The organism is Falsochrobactrum shanghaiense (assembly GCF_003149535.1).
In the GTDB taxonomy this organism is placed as follows: domain Bacteria; phylum Pseudomonadota; class Alphaproteobacteria; order Rhizobiales; family Rhizobiaceae; genus Brucella; species Brucella shanghaiense.
Genome location: NZ_QGDB01000009.1, coordinates 13,721 through 33,754 on the forward strand (window position 1 = coordinate 13,721; position 20,034 = coordinate 33,754).

A 20,034-nucleotide genomic window follows, 5' to 3' on the forward strand; every position below is an offset into this window, starting at 1 on the left:
CGAGACTAGGCCACGTCCTTGCCGATTGGGCGAAAGCCCGTCTTGCCATGGTGGCGGTCGGCGTCCTTGTACCCCAGGGCGTCTTCGGCAATGAGGATTTTTTGCACGTTTGCAGTGCCCTCGCCAGTATACATAAGATCCGCATAGGACTTGTACCGCGCGATACGGAACTCTGCCGAGATGCCATAGCCACCGTGGATCTGTTGCGATAGATCCGTGCAGAACTTTGCGGTGGAAGCGGCATGATACTTCGCGATCGAAGCAATGCGGTTTGTGGCCAGACCATCGTCCATCATCTGCGCCACTTTATAGAGCAACGCACGGCTTGCTTCGATTTGCACAGCCATATCGGCAATCTGCGATTGGATCATTTGGAACCGGCCGATAGGGCTACCACGAACGATGCGTTCGTTCGCATATTTCACAGCGTCGTCGTACGCCCCCAGCGCAATCCCGAGCGACTTGGCTGCGATGACAACACGACCAGATTGCAGAGCACGCATGATGATCTTGAAACCATCGCCTTCTTGGCCGAGACGGTTTTCAACCGGTACGACGAAGTCGTCAAGGAACAGCGCTGAAGACGTGAATGCCTTCGACAAGTTAGCCGTTTCGATCCGCTTCGCAGTGAACCCCGGGTACTTCTTCGGCTCGACGATGAATGCAGTGACGCCTTTGGCTCCCGCCGAAGGATCCGTTTTGGCCAGCAGGATGCCAGCATCGCATTCGTCTCCTAGAGTTGCCCACATTTTGGAGCCGTTCAGGCGATATACGTCTCCATCACGGACAGCGCGTGTCTTCATCGCGCCCGCGGCGTCCGAGCCACTACCATCTTCAGTCAGCGACATCATCCCGATGATCTCGCCGGCAATCAGTCGGGGAACATACTTTTCGACCTGCTCGTCCGTCCCGGCGAGATAGATGGATGTCGGGCAAGTGCCGGACTGTTGATTGCTACAAACAGCAAACCGGACGTCGAGGCGGGAAATCTCTTCCAGAATGATCACAGCAGCGAGGTAACCCAAGTTCGTACCGCCGACAGATTCCGGGAAGACAGAACCATAGAGGCCGGTCGCGCCGGCTTTCCTGATCAATTCACGCGGGAGCTGTTTTTTGGCTTCATACTCGTCGATGTACGGAAGGACCTCCGTGTGCATGAAGCGGCGAACCGTCGATCTGATTTCTTCCATCTCTTCCATTTCTATTCCTTCCTACACACGCGGCAGCACTTTTGAACTGCATCATAGTAACAATCACAACCGATCCGCCTTTCGCCGACCTTTTACAGGCGTCGGGCAATCCTCTCTGTCAGTTCGCAAGTTCCATGCCACCACATCGGCTGACGGACCAACTCCAAGCCATTCGCTAAGCCATGACGATGGCATTGCTCTTGCGAGGACTAGTGTGGTTTCGCGCGAGGCCGCGAGCATAAGCTCGTCTGCGTGTCTGAGCCACTCAATTGGTTATAAACAAGGGAGTCACCACTTATGACCCTTCGCAACCGGGCCGCAATCGTCGGCATAGGCGAAAGCGACATCGGAAAGGTGCCGCACATGACAGGTTTGGGCCTGAATGCCCAAGCGGCGAAACGGGCAATCGAAGAGTCCGGCCTAAAGCATTCCCAGATCGATGGGCTACTCACCGCCTACTCTTTCACTGAACCATACTTCATGCTCGGCTCGGTTCTCGCTGAATACCTCGGGATCAAGCCAGGATATGCGGGTTCGCTGGTAGTAGGTGGAGCATCTCCAACCGTCATGCTCCACCATGCAGCTCAAGCCGTCAGCAGCGGCGCAGCGAACTATGTTCTTGTGTGTGCGGGCGAAAATCGCGCGACCGGGATGTCACGCGATGAAACGGTGGCGGCTATGACCGCCGTGGGGCACCCCTACTTTGAAGCTCCCTACGGCGTGGGCATTCCTTCGCTGTATGCCATGGTGGCAAATGCATACATGAAAAAATACGGTACGACGCGCGAGCAGATGGCAGCCGTCGCCGTCAGTACGCGGAATAACGCGCTTAAACACCCCAATGCTCACATGAAGACAGCCCTGACGATTGAAGACGTTCTCAATTCAAAACCGATCTCCGATCCTCTCAACATCTTCGATTGCTGCCTGATTTCAGACGCGGGCGGCGCCTTCATTGTAACTACGCCTGAACGAGCCGCGGATTTGAAACAGAAGCCGGTTCACCTTGCTGGTATCGGCGAGGCGCACACTCATGAGCATCTCATCTCCGCTCCCAGCCTCACGGAGTTCGGAGCGACCCAGTCCGGCCAAGCAGCATATACGATGGCTGGCTTGGGTCCATCGGATGTTGACGTAGCCTTCCTCTATGACTGCTTCACGATCGTTCCGATCATAGAAATGGAGGAGTTGGGCCTGGCCGAGCGAGGAGCTGCAGGCGCCCACTTCGCGGCAGGCGGTGCGGAAATCGGCGGACAACTTCCAGTCAATACTCATGGCGGAATGCTAAGCCATGCCCATGCTGGTGCGGTTGGGGGGCTCATGGGCGTGGTTGAGGCCGTCCGACAGTTGAGGGGGCAAGCCGACAAGAGGCAAGTTCCGGGTGCCGAAGTCGCCATCGTCCATGGTGAAGGGGGCATCCTGTCCTCTCATTGCACAGCAATCCTTACGTCCGAAATCAGATGAATACTCAGGAGAGATACATGACACACGAGCCACGAGGACGGTTCTTCGAAGATTTCACCGTTGGAGAGGTGCTGGTGACGCCAAAGCGGACGATCACGTCAACAGATATTGTCAATTTTGCTTGCCTCTCAGGAGATTTCAACGGCGTGCACGCCGATCACGAATATTGCAAAACAACGCCATTTGGAGAGCCTATCGCTCATGCGCCACTCGTCTATGCAGTGATGGGAGGCCTCCAATATGCCAGTGGCGTCAATGATGGAACACTCCTTGCCGTGATCGGCATTGACGAATGGCGAATGCACAAGCCCGTGAAGCACGGTGACACTGTGCACATGCGCTCGACCGTGCTGAAAACGAAGGAAACTTCGAAGAGCGACCGTGGCATCGTGTCCTTCAAGCGAGAATTCGTCAATCAGCACGGCGAAGCAGTCCAGAGCATGTTCGCCACCTTCATGTACAAGCGACGTGCGGCGTGAGCCTCGATGCGGCCGCCAAACTAGGGAGCCAATAATGACAATTGAACTTAAGCGGCTGGGTGACTGCGCCCTCCTAACGTTAAATCGACCCGAGGCCTTGAATGCGTTGTCCTTCGACATCATCCGGCAAATCGATGTGGCCTTGGACGACGTCGCCTCGCAAAAAGACGTCCGCGCGCTTCTGGTGACGGGGCAAGGCGAAAAGGCGTTCTGCGCTGGGGCCGACATCACCGAGTTGCTGGACCGAACGCTGATGGCGCAGAAGCAGGGTGCCGAGCTCGGCCAAGCGGTATTCGCAAAGTTAAGCAGGCTGCGTGTCCCGTCCATCGCTCTCGTCAACGGGTATGCATTTGGCGGCGGTTGCGAACTTGCTCTTGCCTGCACGTTCCGCCTCGCTGCTCCAAACTCAATTTTCGGTCTTCCAGAAATCAAGTTGGGCCTCGTGCCAGGTTACGGTGGTATCGCGCGTTTGCCCAAGCTTGTGGGGGAAGGCCGTGCACTTGAGATCATCATGACGGGACGCAACGTCCAAGCCGATGAGGCAGAACGGATTGGCTTGGTCAATTCAGTCGTGACCGGCGATCTGATCGAAACAGGTTTATCGTTTGCGGCATCGGTAACCCGCTACAGTATTCCGGTCCTCCAGATCGCTCGGGAGGCGATTAAACGCACGGCACAATCCCCCCTCGAAGAAGCTCTTCGCATCGAAAGTGACGCTTCCACCCTCGCCTATCAGCTTGAGGATTCCCGCGAGGGTATGACCGCATTCTTGGAAAAACGTAAACCTCAGTTCATGGACCTGTAAAATGAAACGCGAAAGAATTTTGGTCACCGGGGCAAGTCAAGGCATTGGCGAAGCCATTTCGATTGAATTGGACCGGCGTGGCTTCGACGTCATTTGCGTTTCACGCTCGGGTCGAGCCAAGGTAGGCGCGGCGAAAGTCTGCGATATGACTGATGAAGAGGCAATCAAGCGCCTATTCCGGGAAATTCAAAATGAAGGTCCTTTGCACGGAATCGTCAACAATGCCGGATTTCACTCACTACAATCTGTCGCGGAAACGAAAACTGCTGACTTCGAAGCAATGCTAAGAATGAACGTCACATCGGTGATGATCGCATCGCGCGAAGCATATCCATTGCTTAGGGCAACCGGTGGAACAGTCGTCAATATGGGTTCGCTTTTTGGAAAGCTGGGCGTCCGTGACAATATCGCTTACGCAGCGTCAAAAGCGGCTGTGGGAGCAATGACTCGCTGCATGGCGGCCGAATGGGGCGGAGACGGTATCGCAGTTGTCAACGTAGCTCCCGGCTATATCGAAACCGAATTGAACCGAGACTACCTCGGCCGGGAAAAAGTGCGCGCCTTCCTGGGGCAGCGCATCCCTGTACGCCGCCCAGGTACAGTCGAGGAAGTGGCTCGCTTCGTGAGCTCCATCTTCGTCGAAAAGATCGTCTTTCTTACTGGCGAAACGATTTACGTGGATGGAGGACAAGGCGTCGCCCACTAGCGGGGCGACATCAAACGAAATAGCTTTCAAAGACCCAATTTCTTGTAAAGATAGGACCGCGATACGCCTAGATGCTCTGCAACTTTCTTCTTGTTGCCGTTGAACCTAGCCATCGCACTCGCGATCATCTCAGCTTCAACACGGTCAACGGCCTGCCGGAGCGCACCGGTGGTTTCATCACCAGCCGGCTGAGGATGATGGCGTGGTACCGCAGCCGTAGGAACGCCGGTGGCCTCGACCTTGCCAAAATCGGCTACGGTAAGCTGGTTGTTCTCGCAGAATACGAAAGCTCGTTCGACTTCATGTCGAAGCTGCCTTACATTGCCGGGCCATTGTCGGCTCATCAGGTACTCTTGCACTTCAAGGCTGATTTCCGGAACGGCGCGGTGATATTGCCTAGCAAGATCCAGAAGAAAATGCCTAAGCAGCAACGGAATATCTTCAATCCGCTCTTCTAGCGACGGTAGACTGATGCAGACGGGGCTGATACGGTAGAAGAGGTCGAGGCGGAAACGGCCCTCAGTTACAAATTCCTCAAGGTCTCGATTGGTGGCACTGCAAAGCCTGAAGTCGACATGCTTAGGTTTATCACTCCCAACTCGCTCGACAATTCGATCCTGAAGCACTCTGAGGAGCTTTGACTGGACTTCAAGTGGCATGTCGCCGATTTCATCGAGAAAAATCGTTCCCCTGTCTGCCAACTCGAACTTGCCTGCCCTGCCCTTGCGATCAGCGCCAGTAAAAGATCCGGCCTCATAGCCAAAGAGTTCACTTTCCACCAGGGATGCGGGTAGAGCAGCAGCATTCACCGTCACGAGACGGCCATCCTGGCGCGGACTCATCATATGAAGCGCCTGTGCGACTAGTTCCTTGCCGGTACCACTCTCGCCGCGGATGAGAACAGGAATATCAAGTGGAGCAACTTTGCGGATTTGTTCACGTACTGACTTGATGACAAAACTGTCGCCGATAATCGCGTCCAGGAACCTCTCACCGCGATTTTCCTCTTTCACGGTCGTCTTGTAGAACGCGATTTCACTCTCGAGCGCGTTGATCCTCCGGGCCAGCGCTTCCACCTGTTGCGGCCCTTTAAACATGACACGCCCGATCGCGCCAACAATTTCGCCCTTGTGGCGGATCGGCTGACGGGTGACGACACGCTCTTTGCCGTTCATACGATGGATATGGCCAACTTCCGCAATACCTGTCTTTATTACATGAGGAAGACCCGAATTCTCTATGACATCGCGAACATTCTTTCCCCAAGCCTGCCCTGGTTCCAAGCCGAAGAATTTCTCATGTGCAGGGGACATGAAGGCCAGCTTTTCGTTAATGTCGACAACCGCCATCGCATCGTAGGGATCTGTTAACAGATGATCAATAATGTCAAAGGCGAAATCCACGTTTGCGATGAAGTTGATGACCGTCTCGCTGACCTTTTCGGTGATCAGTATAATGATCGCGTCATCGACGGGAGCCACCAGGGCCGCATATGTCTTGTCCCGAAATAAGATTGGCATCAAACGTCGAGTGACCGCATCGCGCCTCCATTCAATGTCCATAACTAAAGCTTTAATCCGGGAATCCGTCCCAATCCCCGTTGCAGCGGCGACCTTGCCGGTTGCATCCACTACGACCAGGCCACTAAAGGCCGGCTGAATCGGTCCGCTCACTATATCCTCCACTCCCTGCACCGCTTTATGTATTTGGGGAATTCACTTTTATATATACTTTGTATCTTTCAAATACAGCGAGTCAAACCAATTTCCATCAGACAAACACTAATGCGACTTTTTTTGGCAGCATCTGATCACAAACTAGAAACTGGCATAATCCTTGCATGCTCCTTATTGGGCCGGCTTAGTTACAGGTGTTGGAGGACACCGGCAATTGTTGAGGCGGATCGAGAAGGAGGAGTAAATATGAATATTATCGCTAGCGTCCAGCAGATGCCACTTCAGACATTGGCAGTCACACCACAACTTATTCAGTCCGTGCAGGTGCTGCAGTTCAACAGTCAGGAACTCAGTGACTACGTCAAGGAGCAAAGCGAGCGCAACCCGTTGATCCGTATCTCCCCAGACAGCGCGACCGTTACGAGCGCTGTATCGGGAACCGAAACAGGAGAAGGACGGCGTATCAATAATCGAGAGGCGACCGGCAAAGAGGGTGGCCCAACCTACCACGCCCGGCTCGATTCCAGACAAACTTCCTCCTCGGCCAGAGCTCCTAACTTGGAGGCTTTCTGTGCAATTCGGACTTCACTTCGAGAAAGCCTGCGGTCTCAGTTCATGATTGAGATTCGTGAGCCGAGGGACATACGGATTGGTATCGAGATCATCGATTCCATAGAGGAAGACGGCTACTTTCGTCGCGACATCACCGAAATGAGTTGGCTTCTCGAAGTATCCGAGGATGATATTGTTCGGGTGTTGGAAACCATTCAGACTTTCGAGCCCGCCGGAGTCGGCGCACGTAACTTATCAGAGTGTCTAAAGATACAGCTTCGTGAAGCCAACAAGCTGACGCCACTCTTTGCCATTTTTCTCGATCATCTCCCGTTGCTGGCAGCGTATCGCATTCCGGAACTGGCGCGCGTCTGCCGCGTGGAACCAGACGTAATACTCAAGCTTGCAGCAGATGTTCGCAAGTTAAATCCACGCCCCGGTGCACAGTTTGATAATGAACCAATATTGTCGGCGATTCCAGATGTGATCGTTAAAGAGAAATCCAATGGTGATTTTACGGTCGAACTTAATCCTAGATCGCTACCTAAGGTGCTGTTGGATCGTGATTATTTCGCAGAGGTCTCCGTTCAGGCAAAGGGCAAGGAAACCAAGAAATTTGTCACCGACTGCTGGAATAATGCAAACTGGCTGGTACGTAATCTGGAACAGCGAGCACAGACCATTCTCCGTGTGGCAACAGAGGTATTAACAAGACAGCGAGATTTTCTTCGGTATGGCCCCGGCCATCTCCACCCATTGAACCTCAAAGACGTGGCGACGGCTCTCAATATTCACGAGTCCACTGTTAGCCGCGCGACCGTTAACAAGTACGTCAACACCAGCCGAGGCACGTTTGAACTCAAATCATTCTTCGTAAATTCAATCGCGACGTCCGATGGTACGGCGTTCTTCTCTTCCGAGAAGATCAGACAACGGGTTAAAGAGCTTATTGATGGCGAGACATCCGCCACGATCCAGTCGGACGACGCGATCATGAACCGCTTGAAGAGAGAAGGTATCGAGATCGCAAGGCGAACAGTCGCAAAATATCGTGACGAACTTAACATTCCTTCATCAACCGACAGACGCCGCCAAAGAGTGATGTCGGAAACCGCTTACGTAAATGGTTCTGGACAACGTGCAATAGCATAGTCGGCGGTCTCAGAGGCCCGCACGAGGCGGGCTTCATAAATTTTACGGGTTTGATTTGACTATGCCGCCTTGGATTGCTGCGCGGCGCGCCGCAGACCGAGCGACACACGGTATCGCGGATCACCCGTCAGCCTGAGCAGATTGTCGATGATGTCGGCAACCCGCTGCAAGCCGATCTCACGGGCCCAGGTAATAGGACCCTTGGGATAGTTCACACCAAAACGCATTGCTGCATCAACGCCCGCCTCGTCGGAAACAGCTTGCATCACCGCTTCGAACCCTTCGTTCGCCAGCATTACCACCGTGCGCATTACTACCAGACCTGGCCAGTCTGGTAGTCGCGTGGTTTTTACATCGCGCTCTGCCATAGTTGCCACAAAACTCTCGATGACCTCTTCCGGTGTATCAGAAGACGCTGTAAAGCCGAGACGGGAAGCGCCCTCGGCTTTAAAGAGGTCATAGATGATTGCCGGCGCGCCCATGGATGCTGCCACTTCCGCCGCTGTCCTCCCATCGGTTGGAGCGATCGTGACGCCTTTGAAAGTGCTCATGGCGCCAAGGGAGAACTGTTGAATAGTTGTTGTCCCGACCGGCGCCTCGGCAGCGACTGGTTGAGGATTGTCGTCAGACCCGTCGTAGCGGAAGAACCCCCTCCCACTTTTTCTGCCAAATCGGCCAGCATTGACCAATTCGAGCTGGACGATCGAGGGCCTGAACCTAGGGTCGTGATAGAAGGCCTCGAATACCGATAACGTGACCTGATAGTTCACATCGTGTCCAATCAAGTCCATCAGAGCGAAGGGGCCCATTCTGAAACCACCACCCTCGGTAAGCAGGGCATCGAGCGTCGCAGCGTCGGCAACCTGTTCCTCAAGAAGGCGCAGCGCTTCTGCGTAGTAAGGTCTGGCCACGCGGTTCACGATGAAGCCCGGCGTTGATTTCGTATGAATTGCGACCTTCCCCCACTGCTCAGCAGTCGACTTGACAGTGCGCGCGACTTCGCCGTCGGTGGCAACCCCGGAGACGACTTCGACAAGTTTCATGATGGGGGCCGGATTGAAAAAATGCATCCCGACCATTCGACCAGGCATCTCTAGATTCCGGGCGATCGAAGTGACGGAGATCGAAGACGTATTTGTCGCGAGGATGCATTCTGAAGCGACGATCCCTTCAAGCTCCGCAAAGAGTTCCCGTTTGATTTCAAGCTTCTCTACGATCGCCTCGATGACCAAAGCGGATGGCGCCAGATCTGTCAAACTCTTCACCACGGTGACACGGCCGAGCAGCGCATCCCTCTCGGCAGCCTCCATTTTCCCGCGATCTACAAGCTTTTGAAGATCCGATTCAAGCCGCTGTTTCCCGTTATCGGCAGCGACATGCGCGGCATCCCAAAGACGAACGGGGTGCCTTGCTGCAGCCGCGACCTGGGCGATTCCGACGCCCATTGTTCCTGCGCCTACGATCCCGATAACTGCCGATTTGTCGAGTGCCGTCATATGCCTGTTCCGTTTTCTTCAGTGCCATTTCGAGTGATCAGTATCATTCTTCCTCGCGAACCTCCCCGCCTGACGAGTGCAAGCGCTTCGTCAAACTCGTCCAGTTCATGCGTCGACGATATGACCGGCGAGATCTGTCCGTCGCGCCACAACGCGAAGATGTGCTCTTGGGCCGCCTTTACGGATTCAATGTCCTTGCTGCGATAATCCGTCCATTGCAGACCGCCCACCGCGACGTTTTTCACCAACAGATAATTGGACGGGATTTGCGGAATGTCTCCCGACGCAAAGCCGAGCGAGATCAAAATACCACACCACGAGAGCGACCGGATGGCAGCAAGAGTAAGTTCTCCTCCCACCGGATCAATAACGATGTCGACGCCACGACCGTCCGTCAAATCCTTCACTGCTTCGCGTAGGTTTGTGGATGTAAGATCGATGGCGACATCAGCACCTAGATCTTTCACGAACGACGTTCCCAATGCACCTCGAGCCGTCGCAATCACTCGGCCTGCCCCAAGAGCCTTCGCGAGCTGCACAGTCGCCATGCCGACGCCGCCAGTGGCACCAAGTACTAGCACTGTCTTTCCAGGTTTGAAGCCAGCACGGGCCATCAATGCGAAATAGGCAGTCTGGTAGACGAGACCGAAGGCTGATGCTGTCTCAAAGGACATCTCGTCCGGTATCTCAAAGCAAAACCTTGCCGGAACACTCACTCTTTCCGCGTAGGTTCCATATTCAGGCAGCACAAGGACACGTTGTCCGAGCGTCGCCTCAGTCACCCCTTCACCGATTTCCACCACGACGCCAGCCCCTGCCAGACCTGGTGAGAAAGGCAAAGAAGGCTTTCTCTGGTACCGCCCTTCGATGTAGAGAACATCGGGAAAGTTAACTTCCGAAGCCGCTAGTTCTACAATTACCTCACCCGCTCCCGGCGACGGATCCGCAACCTCCTCCACTCTCGTCGTATCCCACGAGCCAAACTCGTGGACAAAAACCGCCCTCATCCACAGTTCCTCCGATACCGAACTTTGCCGGTGTTAGCTACCAACCGAACTCGTCCGAAACCTTTTCACGTTCACTCTGCCTAGCGACCACCGCCGCGCGCGCAGGAGCAAATCCTGGCGCACCCGTCATTTCGTAGATGGCCTTCGATATATGGAAGTGCCTAGCAAGACCGCCTCTCACGACGCGTTCGAGCGGGCCGTCAGGGTATCCGAGTCCTTGGCAGCAGGTCCGATCCATATCCTCCGCTGAAGCTAAGCCTTCATCAAGAAAACGCAGGGCATCATTATATTTGGGGCGAACAAGCCTATCGACGATCCTACCCGGCTGATCTGCGCAGATCACAACATCAAAACCGGCGACCTCGAAGATCGAACGCGCAGCTTCGAGGGCAACTGGATCGGTGTTCTGCCTGTAGACTATTTCCACCAGTTTTGAAGGCGCATCATTGCCGTTGCGGTAGCGCGCGAAGCCCACGACGTTCGAGGTTTCAGGTGCGAGTCCCTCTCCGGTGTGAAATCCGAGGCATTCCGTATCGAGCTCTACCAGAACCGCCTTCTTTTCAGGAGCGGGTCGGTATAAACCGCCAAGCTGCACATCCACCTTACCATCTGGAGATGCGTCAGACACAAACGCATCCGCCTCGGAGAACGATCGGCTTTTGCCAGCCCTTGCGATCGTGTACGAGGGAGCCGTCTCTGCCTTTGGTCTGCTTTCAGCCCCAAGCAAGCCCCGGCCCGTTTTATTGCCAAGGCGCCCGGCTGCCACAAGCCGTCGAAGCAACGGCGGCACCGACGCCCGCTTGTCGAGAGTAATAGGGTAGAAAGCCTCACCCAAACGAACCTGCGTATCCAAACCGATAAGGTCGAGTAGCGTGCACGGTCCCATCTTGTACCCGAGGGCCGATTTGATCGCGAGGTCGATGTCCTCCGCAGAAGCCAAGCCCGCCTCGATCGCGCGGATAACATCGTTGTTGAACGGCACCAGAAGGGCATTGAGGATGAACCCCGGCTTGTCTTGAGTTTCGACGGGCGCTTGTCCAACCGATCGGGTCCATTCCCACGCTGCATTGAAGGTCTCGTCGGAGGTGTTGATCCCACGTGACATTTCGATCAGCTTCATCAACTGGGCTGGCAAGCAGAAATGCATCCCGACCACCTTGTCTTCCCGCCCACAACCGCTCGCAATTTCAGTGATGGAGAGGGTCGACGTATTGGAGGCAAAGATCGTGCCGTCCTTGCATATGCCGTTAAGCTTGGCGAAAAGCCCCTGTTTGACCTCAAGGTTTTCAAAGATGGCTTCGATAACAACATCGCAGTCGGCAAGATCAGCTAGATCCGTCGAATCCTTCATTCGAGCGAGTGCCGCATCTGCATCTGCTGAAGACAGCTTGCCCCGTTCGACCGCCTTACGAAAGAACCCTTCCGCTGCGGCACGAGCTTTGGCCAGTCCCTCCGGATTGGTGTCGAAGCAAACTGTTTCTGCTCCGCCACGTGCCGCCACGATAGCTATCCCGGCTCCCATTGTACCTCCAGCGCCGCAGACACCGATTTTTTTAATTGTGATGGTCATTTGCTCTTGAAACTCCTGCCGATGAGCTGGCGATGAACCTGGTTCGTGCCCTCCCAAATTTGTGTGATCTTAGCGTCGCGCATTAGTCGTTCGGCGCGATAGTCGCGGCAGTAGCCGTAGCCCCCGTGGAGCTGCACGCATTCCGTGGCCATCTTCATCGCTAGGTCTGTCGCACGAAGTTTTGCGACAGAGGCTTCCATGCCGAAATCAGGAACACCCGACGCGATGAGGTCCGCGACATAGTCGATCCAGTTCTCAACCATGACCAGTTCCGACGCCAAATCTGCTAGCGTGAACTGGTTTCCCTGGAAATCGAGGATCTTTTTACCGCCTTGAGCGCGCTCGTTGCCGTAGGCGACCATATCCTTGAAGGCGGCACGCGCGATCCCGCGCGCATGTGCTGCCACTGATGGCCGCGAGCGGTTCAGCGACGCAAGCAGGATGGAAAGACCATCTCCGGGTCTGCCAATAAGATTGGCGTAGGGCACCCGGACATTGTCGAAAGCGAGCGCGCAGGTCGACGACCCGTTGTGTCCCATCTTTCGTTCCTTTGACACAACCTTGAAGCCTTCTGTTCCCTTTTCCAGAATTAGGACCGAGATCGCAGCCTTGGGATCGTCGATACCCGACCATTTTCCGAAAAGCAGGATTAGATCAGCGACGTCACCGTTGGTGATGAAAACTTTGGAGCCATTGATGACGATGTCATCGCCATCCTGAGTGAAGCGCGTCTTCATTCCCGTCGCGTCGGAACCCGCGTTCGGCTCGGTAATGGCGAGCGCTCCTAACGCACCCTCAACGATACGGGGCAGCAGTCGGGCACGTTGTTCGTCGTTGCCGAACTCGATTAGCGGCTTGATCCCGTGGAAATTAGTCGCGTATATGATACCCGTCGACGCGCAAGCCTCGGAAATGATCGTGACGATCTCAAGGTAAAGTTTGAAGGACATTTCAGCGCCGCCGAACTGCTCCGGGACGAAGATGCTATTGAGGCCAAGTTCATTAATCGCCTGGATATTCTCCCAAGGAAACTGGCCGGCTTCATCCACATGCGCGGCTCGAGGAGCGATAACTTCATCGACCATCCTCTGTACCTGATCTATGATCAGCCGCTCATCGTCATTCCACTGTCGCTGACTGCACACTCTTTCGAGAATATTCATAATACTCATCCAATAGTGGGTCATACCGAAGGAAACTTTCGCTCCCGCCAGAGTCCACGTTAGTTGCCGTTACACCTTGGTTGCCTGATATCTCACCGGCTGCGGCTGCAGATCGCCGCGTTTGACCATCTCCACCAGTTCCCGCTTCAAGATTTTTCCGCTGGGCGTGAGTGGCAGAGAGCCCACCGAAATGAACCATTCGGGCATGTCGAACTTGGAAAGCCCCTCGGCAGCAAGGTGGTTCAACAACTCCGGACCTTCGACGCCACCGATGACTGCCAAGCAGACGCGCTCGCCCAACCGTTCGTCGGACACAGGAAATGCCGCCGCCTTGGTTACTGAAGAGTGTGTCAGCGCAGCCGCCTCGATATGCGAAGGATAGATGTTGTGGCCGCCGCGGATGATGATATCCTTGACCCGTCCTTCGATCCGAAGGTTGCCGTACCGGTCGATGGAACCAAGATCTCCGGACATCAAATAGCCGTACCGGTTGAAGGTCTTCTCAGTCGCTTCCTGGTTTGCAAAGTAACCGAGCATCATCGCGGCACCGCGGCCTCCAATCTCGCCAGTCATCCCCTGCGCAACCTCCCGATCAGAGTTTTCTTGGTCCCATATCTTGATTTCATAGCCAGGGCCGCCTCGACCGCATGTTGAAATCCAGACCTCCTTGGGATCGCTCGGATGGGTGTACTGATGTGACGAACATTCGGTCATGCCGTAGATATTCTGGGGTGCAATACCTTGATCGACAAATGCCTTGGCAACGACCTCGGGAATTGGAGCGCCAGCCATATAGAATGTCTTGACGGACCCAATCCTCGGTAGCCCGCGTTTCGTCTGGTCAGCGAGGATGTCCATTGCATGGGTGGGGACGCCTAGAACGTAGGTCGCCTTATTGTCCACGATCCAATCGAGGCGCGAAACTCCTTGTGGTGGATCATCCGTCACCATCGTGCCGCCGCACACTAGCCATTGGCTGATCGCCACCCATGCGATGTGGTGAGACAGAGGACTCAATGAAAGGATAACGGAACTTCGGTCCAGCCCCCAATCGCGTGCAAGATCACGTGCGTTGGCGAGAAGTGTATTACTTGAATGCATAACGCACTTGGGTCGGCCGGTAGTTCCCGACGTGAAGGCGAGATACGCGACACTGTCGGGGTTGCCATGCGGATCGCGCATAGGATAAGTGATATGGCGGGGGAAGTTATCAGGCGTATAGATCTTTTTTAGGAAGGGGAGCCGTTTGACCATTCCCTCAAAGTCGTGATCTGCCCGGTCGGCACCCCATCCATCCTCCGTAATCAGTGCCTTGGCTTGCAATTCGGTTAGAAGATCAATGATCTCTTTGCAGGTATAGCTTCGGTGAAGTGACGGATTGCAAGCTATACCCTCACGCGAACATGCAAGGAATGCGATAACCGCTTCCAAGCGGTTCGACATCCAAATGGAAATACGGTCGCCAGCAGCCAACTCCCGATTTACGAAGTCATCGGCCAGAGCATCCACGCGAGCCTTGAGCGATCGCCAATCGAGGCTTTGCCGGCCGTCACGCAACGCCGCGGCGTCTGACGAGTACTGGGCGTGCTCAGCCAGCAGCGAGTAGAAGGTATCGTTTCGCCAGAGCCCGCAGTCATAGTAGCTCTGACTATTTCGAGGATCATGAAGTGTCAAAAACGGTCGCATATAAGCCGCCTTAGTTGCCGAAGCGGGTTGGATCAGGCTTGCGCCGCTCGGCGAAGCTCTCACCCAGTTCTTTCGCTTCATCGGTGCCGATGTATTGACTAAGCAAAAGATCATGTGTGACGCGAGAAAGTCCGCTCACTCCGCCGTGGCGCGCGTTGAAAGCCCCCTTGATCGAGGCGAGCGCGAATGCGCCGCGGTCGGCAATTTCCAATGCGAACTCACGCGTCTTCTCTGCGAGTTGATGGTCGGGCACAACCCGGTTTATCAATCCGATTTCCTTGGCGTAAGCTGCGGTCATCTTTGAATTGGTGTACCAGATTTCCTTAGCGCGCTTCTTTCCGACCAGGTCCTCGAGATACCAAGTTCCGTAGCCACCGTCGAAGGAGCCGACCATCGGGCCGACCTGCCGGAAGATTGCGCTCTCCTTGGCAATGGTGACGTCGCAAACGACCTGAAGCACGTTGCCGCCACCAACAGCCATGCCATTGATGCTCGCGATCACCGGCTTTTGCAGACGATCAATGGCATCGTACATTTCCAACGTCGGAAGTACGCCGGCATAGAGCTTTGTCTTCTCCATCCCATCCTTGCGACCGCCAATGCAGAAAAACCTGTCTCCGGCACCGGTCAAGACCACGACGCGGGTGCGTGTTTCACGTCGGATGCCCTCAATGCAGTCACGAATTTCGTGGCACATCGTTTCCGTGAACATGTTGCCGTCTTCCGGCCGGTTCATTGTGATAGTGCCAACCGGACCGTCTTCGACGTAGATGATCTCTTTGTAGGTCATGATTTCCTCGTTTCGTACTTTAAGGCTTAGCGTTTGACGGCTGGCGCCAGCGCGCTCAAAACCTCTTGAGTGTGCTCGCCCAATCGTGGAGGAGCAGATGCCGGAATGCTGAACTTGTCGTCGATTTGAATCCCTAGACCGATCTGCGGAACGACACGGCCCTGACCATCGATGAGGCCGTAGAACATTCCACGGTCCTGTAGCGCCTGATCGGCAACAACCTCGTCAACTGCGTTAATCGGACCGGCTGGCACACGCGCTGAGGCAAATATCTTTAGCCATTCAGCACGCGTACGCTTCAATAGGAGATTCTGAATGTGCTTCACGATCTTCGACCGGACGATGCGGCGCGCGGCGTTACTCTCAAAACCCTTCTGATGAGCAAATTCCGGATCGCCTACGGCTTCCCAAAAGCGCTTCCAGATACGATCCGATCCAATCCCCAGCGTAAGGGGCCGGTCCGCTGTTTCGAACGCTTGGTAAATTGCGATCACGCTGTCCGTCCCACCGGATCTCTTGGGAACTTCGCCCGAGCCGAGGTAGGAGGAGATGCGACACGACAGGAACCTCGTCATGCTCTCAACGAGGCTGATGTCGATCTTTCGTCCCTGTCCGGATTTCTGCTTGTCGAACAACGCCGCCATCGTGGCCATAGCCGCATCTTGGCCGGCCAGCATATCAGCAGCAGGAGCCCCAACCTTCTGGGGAGAGCCCCCTTCTTCGCCGGTGATATCCATGATCCCGGAGTATCCCTCCGCAATCAGATCATAGCAGGTGAGTTCCGCACGCTCTCCAGACAAGCCGAAGCCGGTTACGGAAACGAAGATAATATCCGGTTTCTGTTCACGAAGGCTCTCATAATCAAGCTTTAGCTTCTTCTGCACGCTCAACGGCTGGTTCGTAACCACCACATCCGCGCTTGCAATGAGACGTTGCAAGTCGCTGAATCCTTCCTTGCTGAGAAGGTCTAGCACTACACTCTTTTTGTTTCGGTTTACTGCGGTGAACCAAAGCGCTTGCCCATCCAGAAAGGGAGGTCCCCAGTGCCGTGCATCGTCACCATCAGGTCGCTCAACTTTGATGACTTCGGCACCAAAATCCGATAGCAGCATCGTCGCGTATGGGCCGGCAACCGACGTGGTGAGATCAAGCACGCGAACTCCGGCAAGCATCGAAAAAGACGCCGTGGCATTCAATACAGGTAAAGCTTGGTACGGAAGGCCCGGAGGCGGTAGAGCGGAGTGTGCTGCCTGTCGGCTCATCGTGAAAACCCTCGTTGCGATTGCTTTCCACTTCGCAAAAGCGATGCCAGCCTCTTAGGACACGCCAGATTTGATGGCCGCAAACCCTTCGAGGTCGTCCAGGAACACGAAAGTGTCGGCTGGCCACCGCGAACATTGCTCTCTCACGCACTATCTATCGCAGCGGTTGTTGTAAAAGGTGAGTTGATATCCTGCACTTGCGAAATTCAAAATCTCGTGCTGTGTGTCCCGAACGACTTCGTTCGGACAGCCATGTGTCCATGGCGAGAACACTGCAGAGTTCAACAGTTTGACGAACCAATGATTGAGGACGAGATCGCCACTATCGAGAGAGTCTTTTTCGAACTGCTGCACCGTTGGCATGATCATTGCGGAGTAACTCAGCAACTAATCAGACGGGCTCCTTTAAGAAGCGGAGCCATCCCAACTGGCGATAATCAGGAGACCTAATCATGCATGCTTACCGTCTACACGCAGCGGGCCACAGCTTGCGATGTGATGCGATCGAAATTCCGTCCGTCGAGAATAAAGAAGTATTAGTAAAGGTGGCGGGTTGTGGTGTGTGCCATACTGACTGGCACCTTCAGGACGGTGGTTTCGATCTAGGCGGGGGACAAAAACTACCGTTTCACGGCGTTCAATATCCCGTTACACCAGGTCACGAAGTTTCGGGGACGATCGTAGCTGCCGGCCCCGAAGCCGAAGATGCCCCAGCGGGGCGGAAAGTGCTCGTGTTCCCATGGGTTGGTTGTGGGCAATGTGCGAACTGCACTGTTGGTTTGGAGCATCTTTGCTTTCGCCCACAGTACATTGGGATCTACCGTGACGGAGGTTACGCTGACTATGTCCGTGTACCTCACAGTCGCTATCTGGTGGATATCGGCGATCTCGATATCACTACGGCTGCCCCGCTGGCATGTTCCGGCCTGACCACATTCAGCGCAATCAAGAAATTTGGCAGCGTTCCCAATGAATGCCCCCTGGTGATCATAGGCGCTGGCGGACTTGGTTTGATGGCCGTGAACATTCTTAAGATGATCTCCGCCAAGCCGCCTGTCGTCCTGGAAATCGACCCTGCCAAACGTGAGGCGGCGCTCGCGGCTGGTGCTGCGGCTGTGATCGATCCTCGCGACGCGGATTTCGCCAAGCAAATCCGCAAGGCGGTCGGACAACCCGTCCGTGGCGTACTCGATCTAGTTGGAAGCGGAACGACGGTCCGTCAAGGTATAGACATTCTTGCTGTCGGCGCGAAACTTGTCGTCGTCGGTCTTCTCGGTGGAACGCTTGAGCTGCCTACACCGCTGCTCGCATTGAAGTCGATTGCCATAGAAGGCAGTTTCGTCGGCAGCCTCGAAGAACTGCATGAGTTGGTTGCACTCGTGCGGACACACGGGGCACCAGAGATGCCCATTACTGCAAGACCATTGGACGAAGCTAAATCCATACTGGAAAGCCTGGAGCACGGCTCCGTCGTAGGCAGAGTGGTGCTGGTTCCATCCCCCGCCCACTAATCTTTAAGAGCTGCTGCCGGTCAATGTCGCACGGCTCTTTTGCGTCCTTGGAGGAAGACATGACGAACAATTTGAAATTCTTTATCAACGGAGCGTGGGTTGACCCGCACTCTTCAGCCACGATTGACGTCGTCGATCCGTCAACTGAGGAAGCATTCACGAAAGTGGCGATCGGCGACGCTCAGGACGTCGATCGGGCAGTCCTTGCGGCTCGCGAGGCCTTCAAGAGCTTCAGCCATACCACTGTAGAAGAGCGTGCCGATCTCATCAGCCGTGTAATCACGGCCTACAAGAAGCGCGGTCGCGATCTGGCAAACGCGATCTCGAAAGAAGTCGGGGCCCCCCTTGAATTCGCCTACACGAACCAAGTGGGTGCCGGCCTCGCGCACTTCAGTCAGACGCTTAAGGCATTGCGGAGTTTTGAGTTCGAAAAGCACCGCGGTCCGCATTCCATCGTTTTCGAGCCGATCGGCGTCGTGGCGCTCATCACGCCGTGGAACTGGCCTTTGAACCAGATCGCGTGCAAGGTAGCTCCCGCATTAGCCGCCGGGTGCTCGATGATCCTCAAGCCGAGCGAGGTAGCGCCCCTTAACGCGCTTATTCTCGCGGAGATCTTCGAAGAGGCGGGGGTGCCCCCTGGGGTATTCAATCTGATCAATGGCGATGGGCCAGGTGTTGGCCATGCTCTTGCCGCCCACCCAGATGTGGACATGATCTCTATCACAGGCTCGACCCGTGCAGGCGTGCTCGTCGCAAAGGCGGCCGCAGATACCATCAAGCGTGTGCATCAGGAACTTGGCGGCAAGTCACCCAACATTCTTTTCGAGGATGCTGAATTCCCGAAAGCGGTGACCAAGGGTATTTACGCCTGTTTCAATAATAGCGGCCAAAGCTGCAATGCGCCGACGCGCATGTTTGTACCGAGATCCCGCCAAGACGAAGTCAAGGAAATCGCCCGCGAGGCTGCCAAGAAATTCCGCGTCGGCGATCCTAAAGACGAGACCACGAAGCTCGGCCCGGTGATCAACCGAACGCAGTATGAAAAAATCCAGAGCCTGATCGAGACTGGCATCAAGGAAGGTGCATCTGTCGTCGTCGGCGGCATTGGCCGACCGGACGGCCTAAACCGCGGCTTTTACGTCCAACCCACAATCTTTGCCGACGTCACGTCCGAGATGACTATCGCCGTCGAAGAGATTTTCGGGCCGGTCTTGTCGATCATTCCGTACGACGACATCAACGACGCGATCAATCAGGCAAACGATACAGTCTACGGTCTCGCTGCCTATGTCCAAAGTGCCGACCTCACAAAAGCCCGCGATGCGGCCCGTCGCCTGCGGGCTGGATCGGTCTATATCAACTATCCGGACTGGGACGTCAGCCTGCCGTTTGGCGGCTACAAACAGTCTGGCAACGGTCGCGAACAGGGTGAGTTCGGCTTGGAGGCATTCCTCGAGATCAAAGGCATTGCCGGCTACGGCACCGAATGACAGATCAGTTGGGGACGGCGGACAAAATGCTACAG

At 55.1% G+C, this 20,034-nt stretch carries 16 protein-coding genes; 7 read left to right on the top strand and 9 right to left on the bottom strand.

Annotation, left to right across the window (positions count from 1 at the left end; all coding sequences use genetic code 11):
- Positions 1–5: 5 nt before the first annotated feature.
- On the bottom strand, positions 6–1,199 hold the full coding sequence (locus DKP76_RS16930) for an acyl-CoA dehydrogenase family protein (RefSeq protein ID WP_109707861.1): 1,194 nt from the start codon (positions 1,197–1,199) through the stop codon (positions 6–8).
- 288 nt (positions 1,200–1,487) lie between these two features.
- On the opposite strand from DKP76_RS16930, the gene DKP76_RS16935 reads away from it, so the two are divergent.
- Genes DKP76_RS16935 through DKP76_RS16950 form a run of 4 tightly spaced genes read left to right on the top strand, consistent with a single transcriptional unit; the run spans position 1,488 to position 4,644 of the window.
- Complete coding sequence (locus DKP76_RS16935; RefSeq protein ID WP_109707862.1) at positions 1,488–2,654, top strand: thiolase C-terminal domain-containing protein; 1,167 nt, start codon at positions 1,488–1,490, stop codon at positions 2,652–2,654.
- Between the two features lie 17 nt (positions 2,655–2,671).
- A complete protein-coding gene (locus DKP76_RS16940; RefSeq protein WP_109707863.1) occupies positions 2,672–3,133 on the top strand; it encodes a MaoC/PaaZ C-terminal domain-containing protein in 462 nt (153 codons plus the stop codon).
- 34 nt (positions 3,134–3,167) lie between these two features.
- The gene (locus DKP76_RS16945) at positions 3,168–3,938 is read left to right on the top strand and encodes an enoyl-CoA hydratase/isomerase family protein (protein ID WP_109707864.1); all 771 of its coding nucleotides are present in this window, start codon (positions 3,168–3,170) and stop codon (positions 3,936–3,938) included.
- Between the two features lies 1 nt (position 3,939).
- On the top strand, positions 3,940–4,644 hold the full coding sequence (locus DKP76_RS16950; RefSeq protein ID WP_109707865.1) for an SDR family NAD(P)-dependent oxidoreductase: 705 nt from the start codon (positions 3,940–3,942) through the stop codon (positions 4,642–4,644).
- Between the two features lie 26 nt (positions 4,645–4,670).
- Here DKP76_RS16950 and DKP76_RS16955 read toward each other — a convergent pair whose 3' ends face one another.
- Positions 4,671–6,317 (bottom strand): sigma-54 interaction domain-containing protein, encoded by a 1,647-nt coding sequence (locus DKP76_RS16955; RefSeq protein WP_245410263.1) that lies wholly within the window; start codon positions 6,315–6,317, stop codon positions 4,671–4,673.
- Positions 6,318–6,566: 249 nt separating this feature from the next.
- On the opposite strand from DKP76_RS16955, the gene rpoN reads away from it, so the two are divergent.
- Positions 6,567–8,024 carry an RNA polymerase factor sigma-54 gene (gene rpoN, locus DKP76_RS16960; RefSeq protein WP_158279455.1) on the top strand — a complete coding sequence of 486 codons (1,458 nt, stop codon included), beginning with the start codon at positions 6,567–6,569 and terminating at the stop codon, positions 8,022–8,024.
- Positions 8,025–8,083: 59 nt separating this feature from the next.
- Here the strand turns inward: rpoN and DKP76_RS16965 are convergent, their stop codons facing one another.
- The 7 genes from DKP76_RS16965 to DKP76_RS16995 form a co-directional block, all read right to left on the bottom strand.
- Positions 8,084–9,520: a 3-hydroxyacyl-CoA dehydrogenase gene (locus tag DKP76_RS16965; protein WP_109707867.1), complete on the bottom strand. Its 1,437-nt coding sequence runs from the start codon at positions 9,518–9,520 to the stop codon at positions 8,084–8,086.
- The gene (locus DKP76_RS16970) at positions 9,517–10,527 is read right to left on the bottom strand and encodes an NADPH:quinone oxidoreductase family protein (protein ID WP_109707868.1); all 1,011 of its coding nucleotides are present in this window, start codon (positions 10,525–10,527) and stop codon (positions 9,517–9,519) included. Before DKP76_RS16970 ends, DKP76_RS16965 begins: the two co-directional genes overlap by 4 nt.
- A 37-nt stretch (positions 10,528–10,564) precedes the next feature.
- Positions 10,565–12,097, bottom strand: a complete 1,533-nt coding sequence (locus tag DKP76_RS19685; protein WP_109707869.1) for a 3-hydroxyacyl-CoA dehydrogenase family protein — start codon at positions 12,095–12,097, stop codon at positions 10,565–10,567.
- Complete coding sequence (locus DKP76_RS16980; protein WP_109707870.1) at positions 12,094–13,260, bottom strand: acyl-CoA dehydrogenase family protein; 1,167 nt, start codon at positions 13,258–13,260, stop codon at positions 12,094–12,096. Before DKP76_RS16980 ends, DKP76_RS19685 begins: the two co-directional genes overlap by 4 nt.
- A 69-nt stretch (positions 13,261–13,329) precedes the next feature.
- Positions 13,330–14,946 carry a class I adenylate-forming enzyme family protein gene (locus tag DKP76_RS16985; RefSeq protein ID WP_109707871.1) on the bottom strand — a complete coding sequence of 539 codons (1,617 nt, stop codon included), beginning with the start codon at positions 14,944–14,946 and terminating at the stop codon, positions 13,330–13,332.
- A 10-nt stretch (positions 14,947–14,956) separates the two neighbouring features.
- Positions 14,957–15,736 carry an enoyl-CoA hydratase-related protein gene (locus tag DKP76_RS16990; protein WP_109707872.1) on the bottom strand — a complete coding sequence of 260 codons (780 nt, stop codon included), beginning with the start codon at positions 15,734–15,736 and terminating at the stop codon, positions 14,957–14,959.
- 26 nt (positions 15,737–15,762) lie between these two features.
- Positions 15,763–16,998 (bottom strand): CaiB/BaiF CoA transferase family protein, encoded by a 1,236-nt coding sequence (locus tag DKP76_RS16995; protein ID WP_109707873.1) that lies wholly within the window; start codon positions 16,996–16,998, stop codon positions 15,763–15,765.
- Positions 16,999–17,450: 452 nt separating this feature from the next.
- Here DKP76_RS16995 and DKP76_RS17000 point away from each other — a divergent pair, with 452 nt between their 5' ends.
- Together DKP76_RS17000 and DKP76_RS17005 are read left to right on the top strand one after the other, a co-directional pair.
- Entirely contained in the window at positions 17,451–18,509 is a 1,059-nt protein-coding gene (locus tag DKP76_RS17000) for an alcohol dehydrogenase (RefSeq protein WP_109707874.1), read from the top strand.
- Positions 18,510–18,568: 59 nt separating this feature from the next.
- A complete protein-coding gene (locus tag DKP76_RS17005) occupies positions 18,569–19,999 on the top strand; it encodes an aldehyde dehydrogenase family protein (RefSeq protein WP_109707875.1) in 1,431 nt (476 codons plus the stop codon).
- Positions 20,000–20,034 lie beyond the last annotated feature (35 nt).

Excerpts from the sequence above, each read along its gene's own strand:
- DKP76_RS16930 (WP_109707861.1), bottom strand. The coding sequence starts at position 1,199 with ATGGAAGAGATGGAAGAAATCAGATCGACGGTTCGCCGCTTCATGCAC.
- DKP76_RS16935 (WP_109707862.1), top strand. The coding sequence starts at position 1,488 with ATGACCCTTCGCAACCGGGCCGCAATCGTCGGCATAGGCGAAAGCGAC.
- DKP76_RS16940 (WP_109707863.1), top strand. The coding sequence starts at position 2,672 with ATGACACACGAGCCACGAGGACGGTTCTTCGAAGATTTCACCGTTGGA.
- DKP76_RS16945 (WP_109707864.1), top strand. The coding sequence starts at position 3,168 with ATGACAATTGAACTTAAGCGGCTGGGTGACTGCGCCCTCCTAACGTTA.
- DKP76_RS16950 (WP_109707865.1), top strand. The coding sequence starts at position 3,940 with ATGAAACGCGAAAGAATTTTGGTCACCGGGGCAAGTCAAGGCATTGGC.
- rpoN (WP_158279455.1), top strand. The coding sequence starts at position 6,567 with ATGAATATTATCGCTAGCGTCCAGCAGATGCCACTTCAGACATTGGCA.
- DKP76_RS16965 (WP_109707867.1), bottom strand. The coding sequence starts at position 9,520 with ATGACGGCACTCGACAAATCGGCAGTTATCGGGATCGTAGGCGCAGGA.
- DKP76_RS16970 (WP_109707868.1), bottom strand. The coding sequence starts at position 10,527 with ATGAGGGCGGTTTTTGTCCACGAGTTTGGCTCGTGGGATACGACGAGA.
- DKP76_RS19685 (WP_109707869.1), bottom strand. The coding sequence starts at position 12,097 with ATGACCATCACAATTAAAAAAATCGGTGTCTGCGGCGCTGGAGGTACA.
- DKP76_RS16980 (WP_109707870.1), bottom strand. The coding sequence starts at position 13,260 with ATGAATATTCTCGAAAGAGTGTGCAGTCAGCGACAGTGGAATGACGAT.
- DKP76_RS16985 (WP_109707871.1), bottom strand. The coding sequence starts at position 14,946 with ATGCGACCGTTTTTGACACTTCATGATCCTCGAAATAGTCAGAGCTAC.
- DKP76_RS16990 (WP_109707872.1), bottom strand. The coding sequence starts at position 15,736 with ATGACCTACAAAGAGATCATCTACGTCGAAGACGGTCCGGTTGGCACT.
- DKP76_RS16995 (WP_109707873.1), bottom strand. The coding sequence starts at position 16,998 with ATGAGCCGACAGGCAGCACACTCCGCTCTACCGCCTCCGGGCCTTCCG.
- DKP76_RS17000 (WP_109707874.1), top strand. The coding sequence starts at position 17,451 with ATGCATGCTTACCGTCTACACGCAGCGGGCCACAGCTTGCGATGTGAT.
- DKP76_RS17005 (WP_109707875.1), top strand. The coding sequence starts at position 18,569 with ATGACGAACAATTTGAAATTCTTTATCAACGGAGCGTGGGTTGACCCG.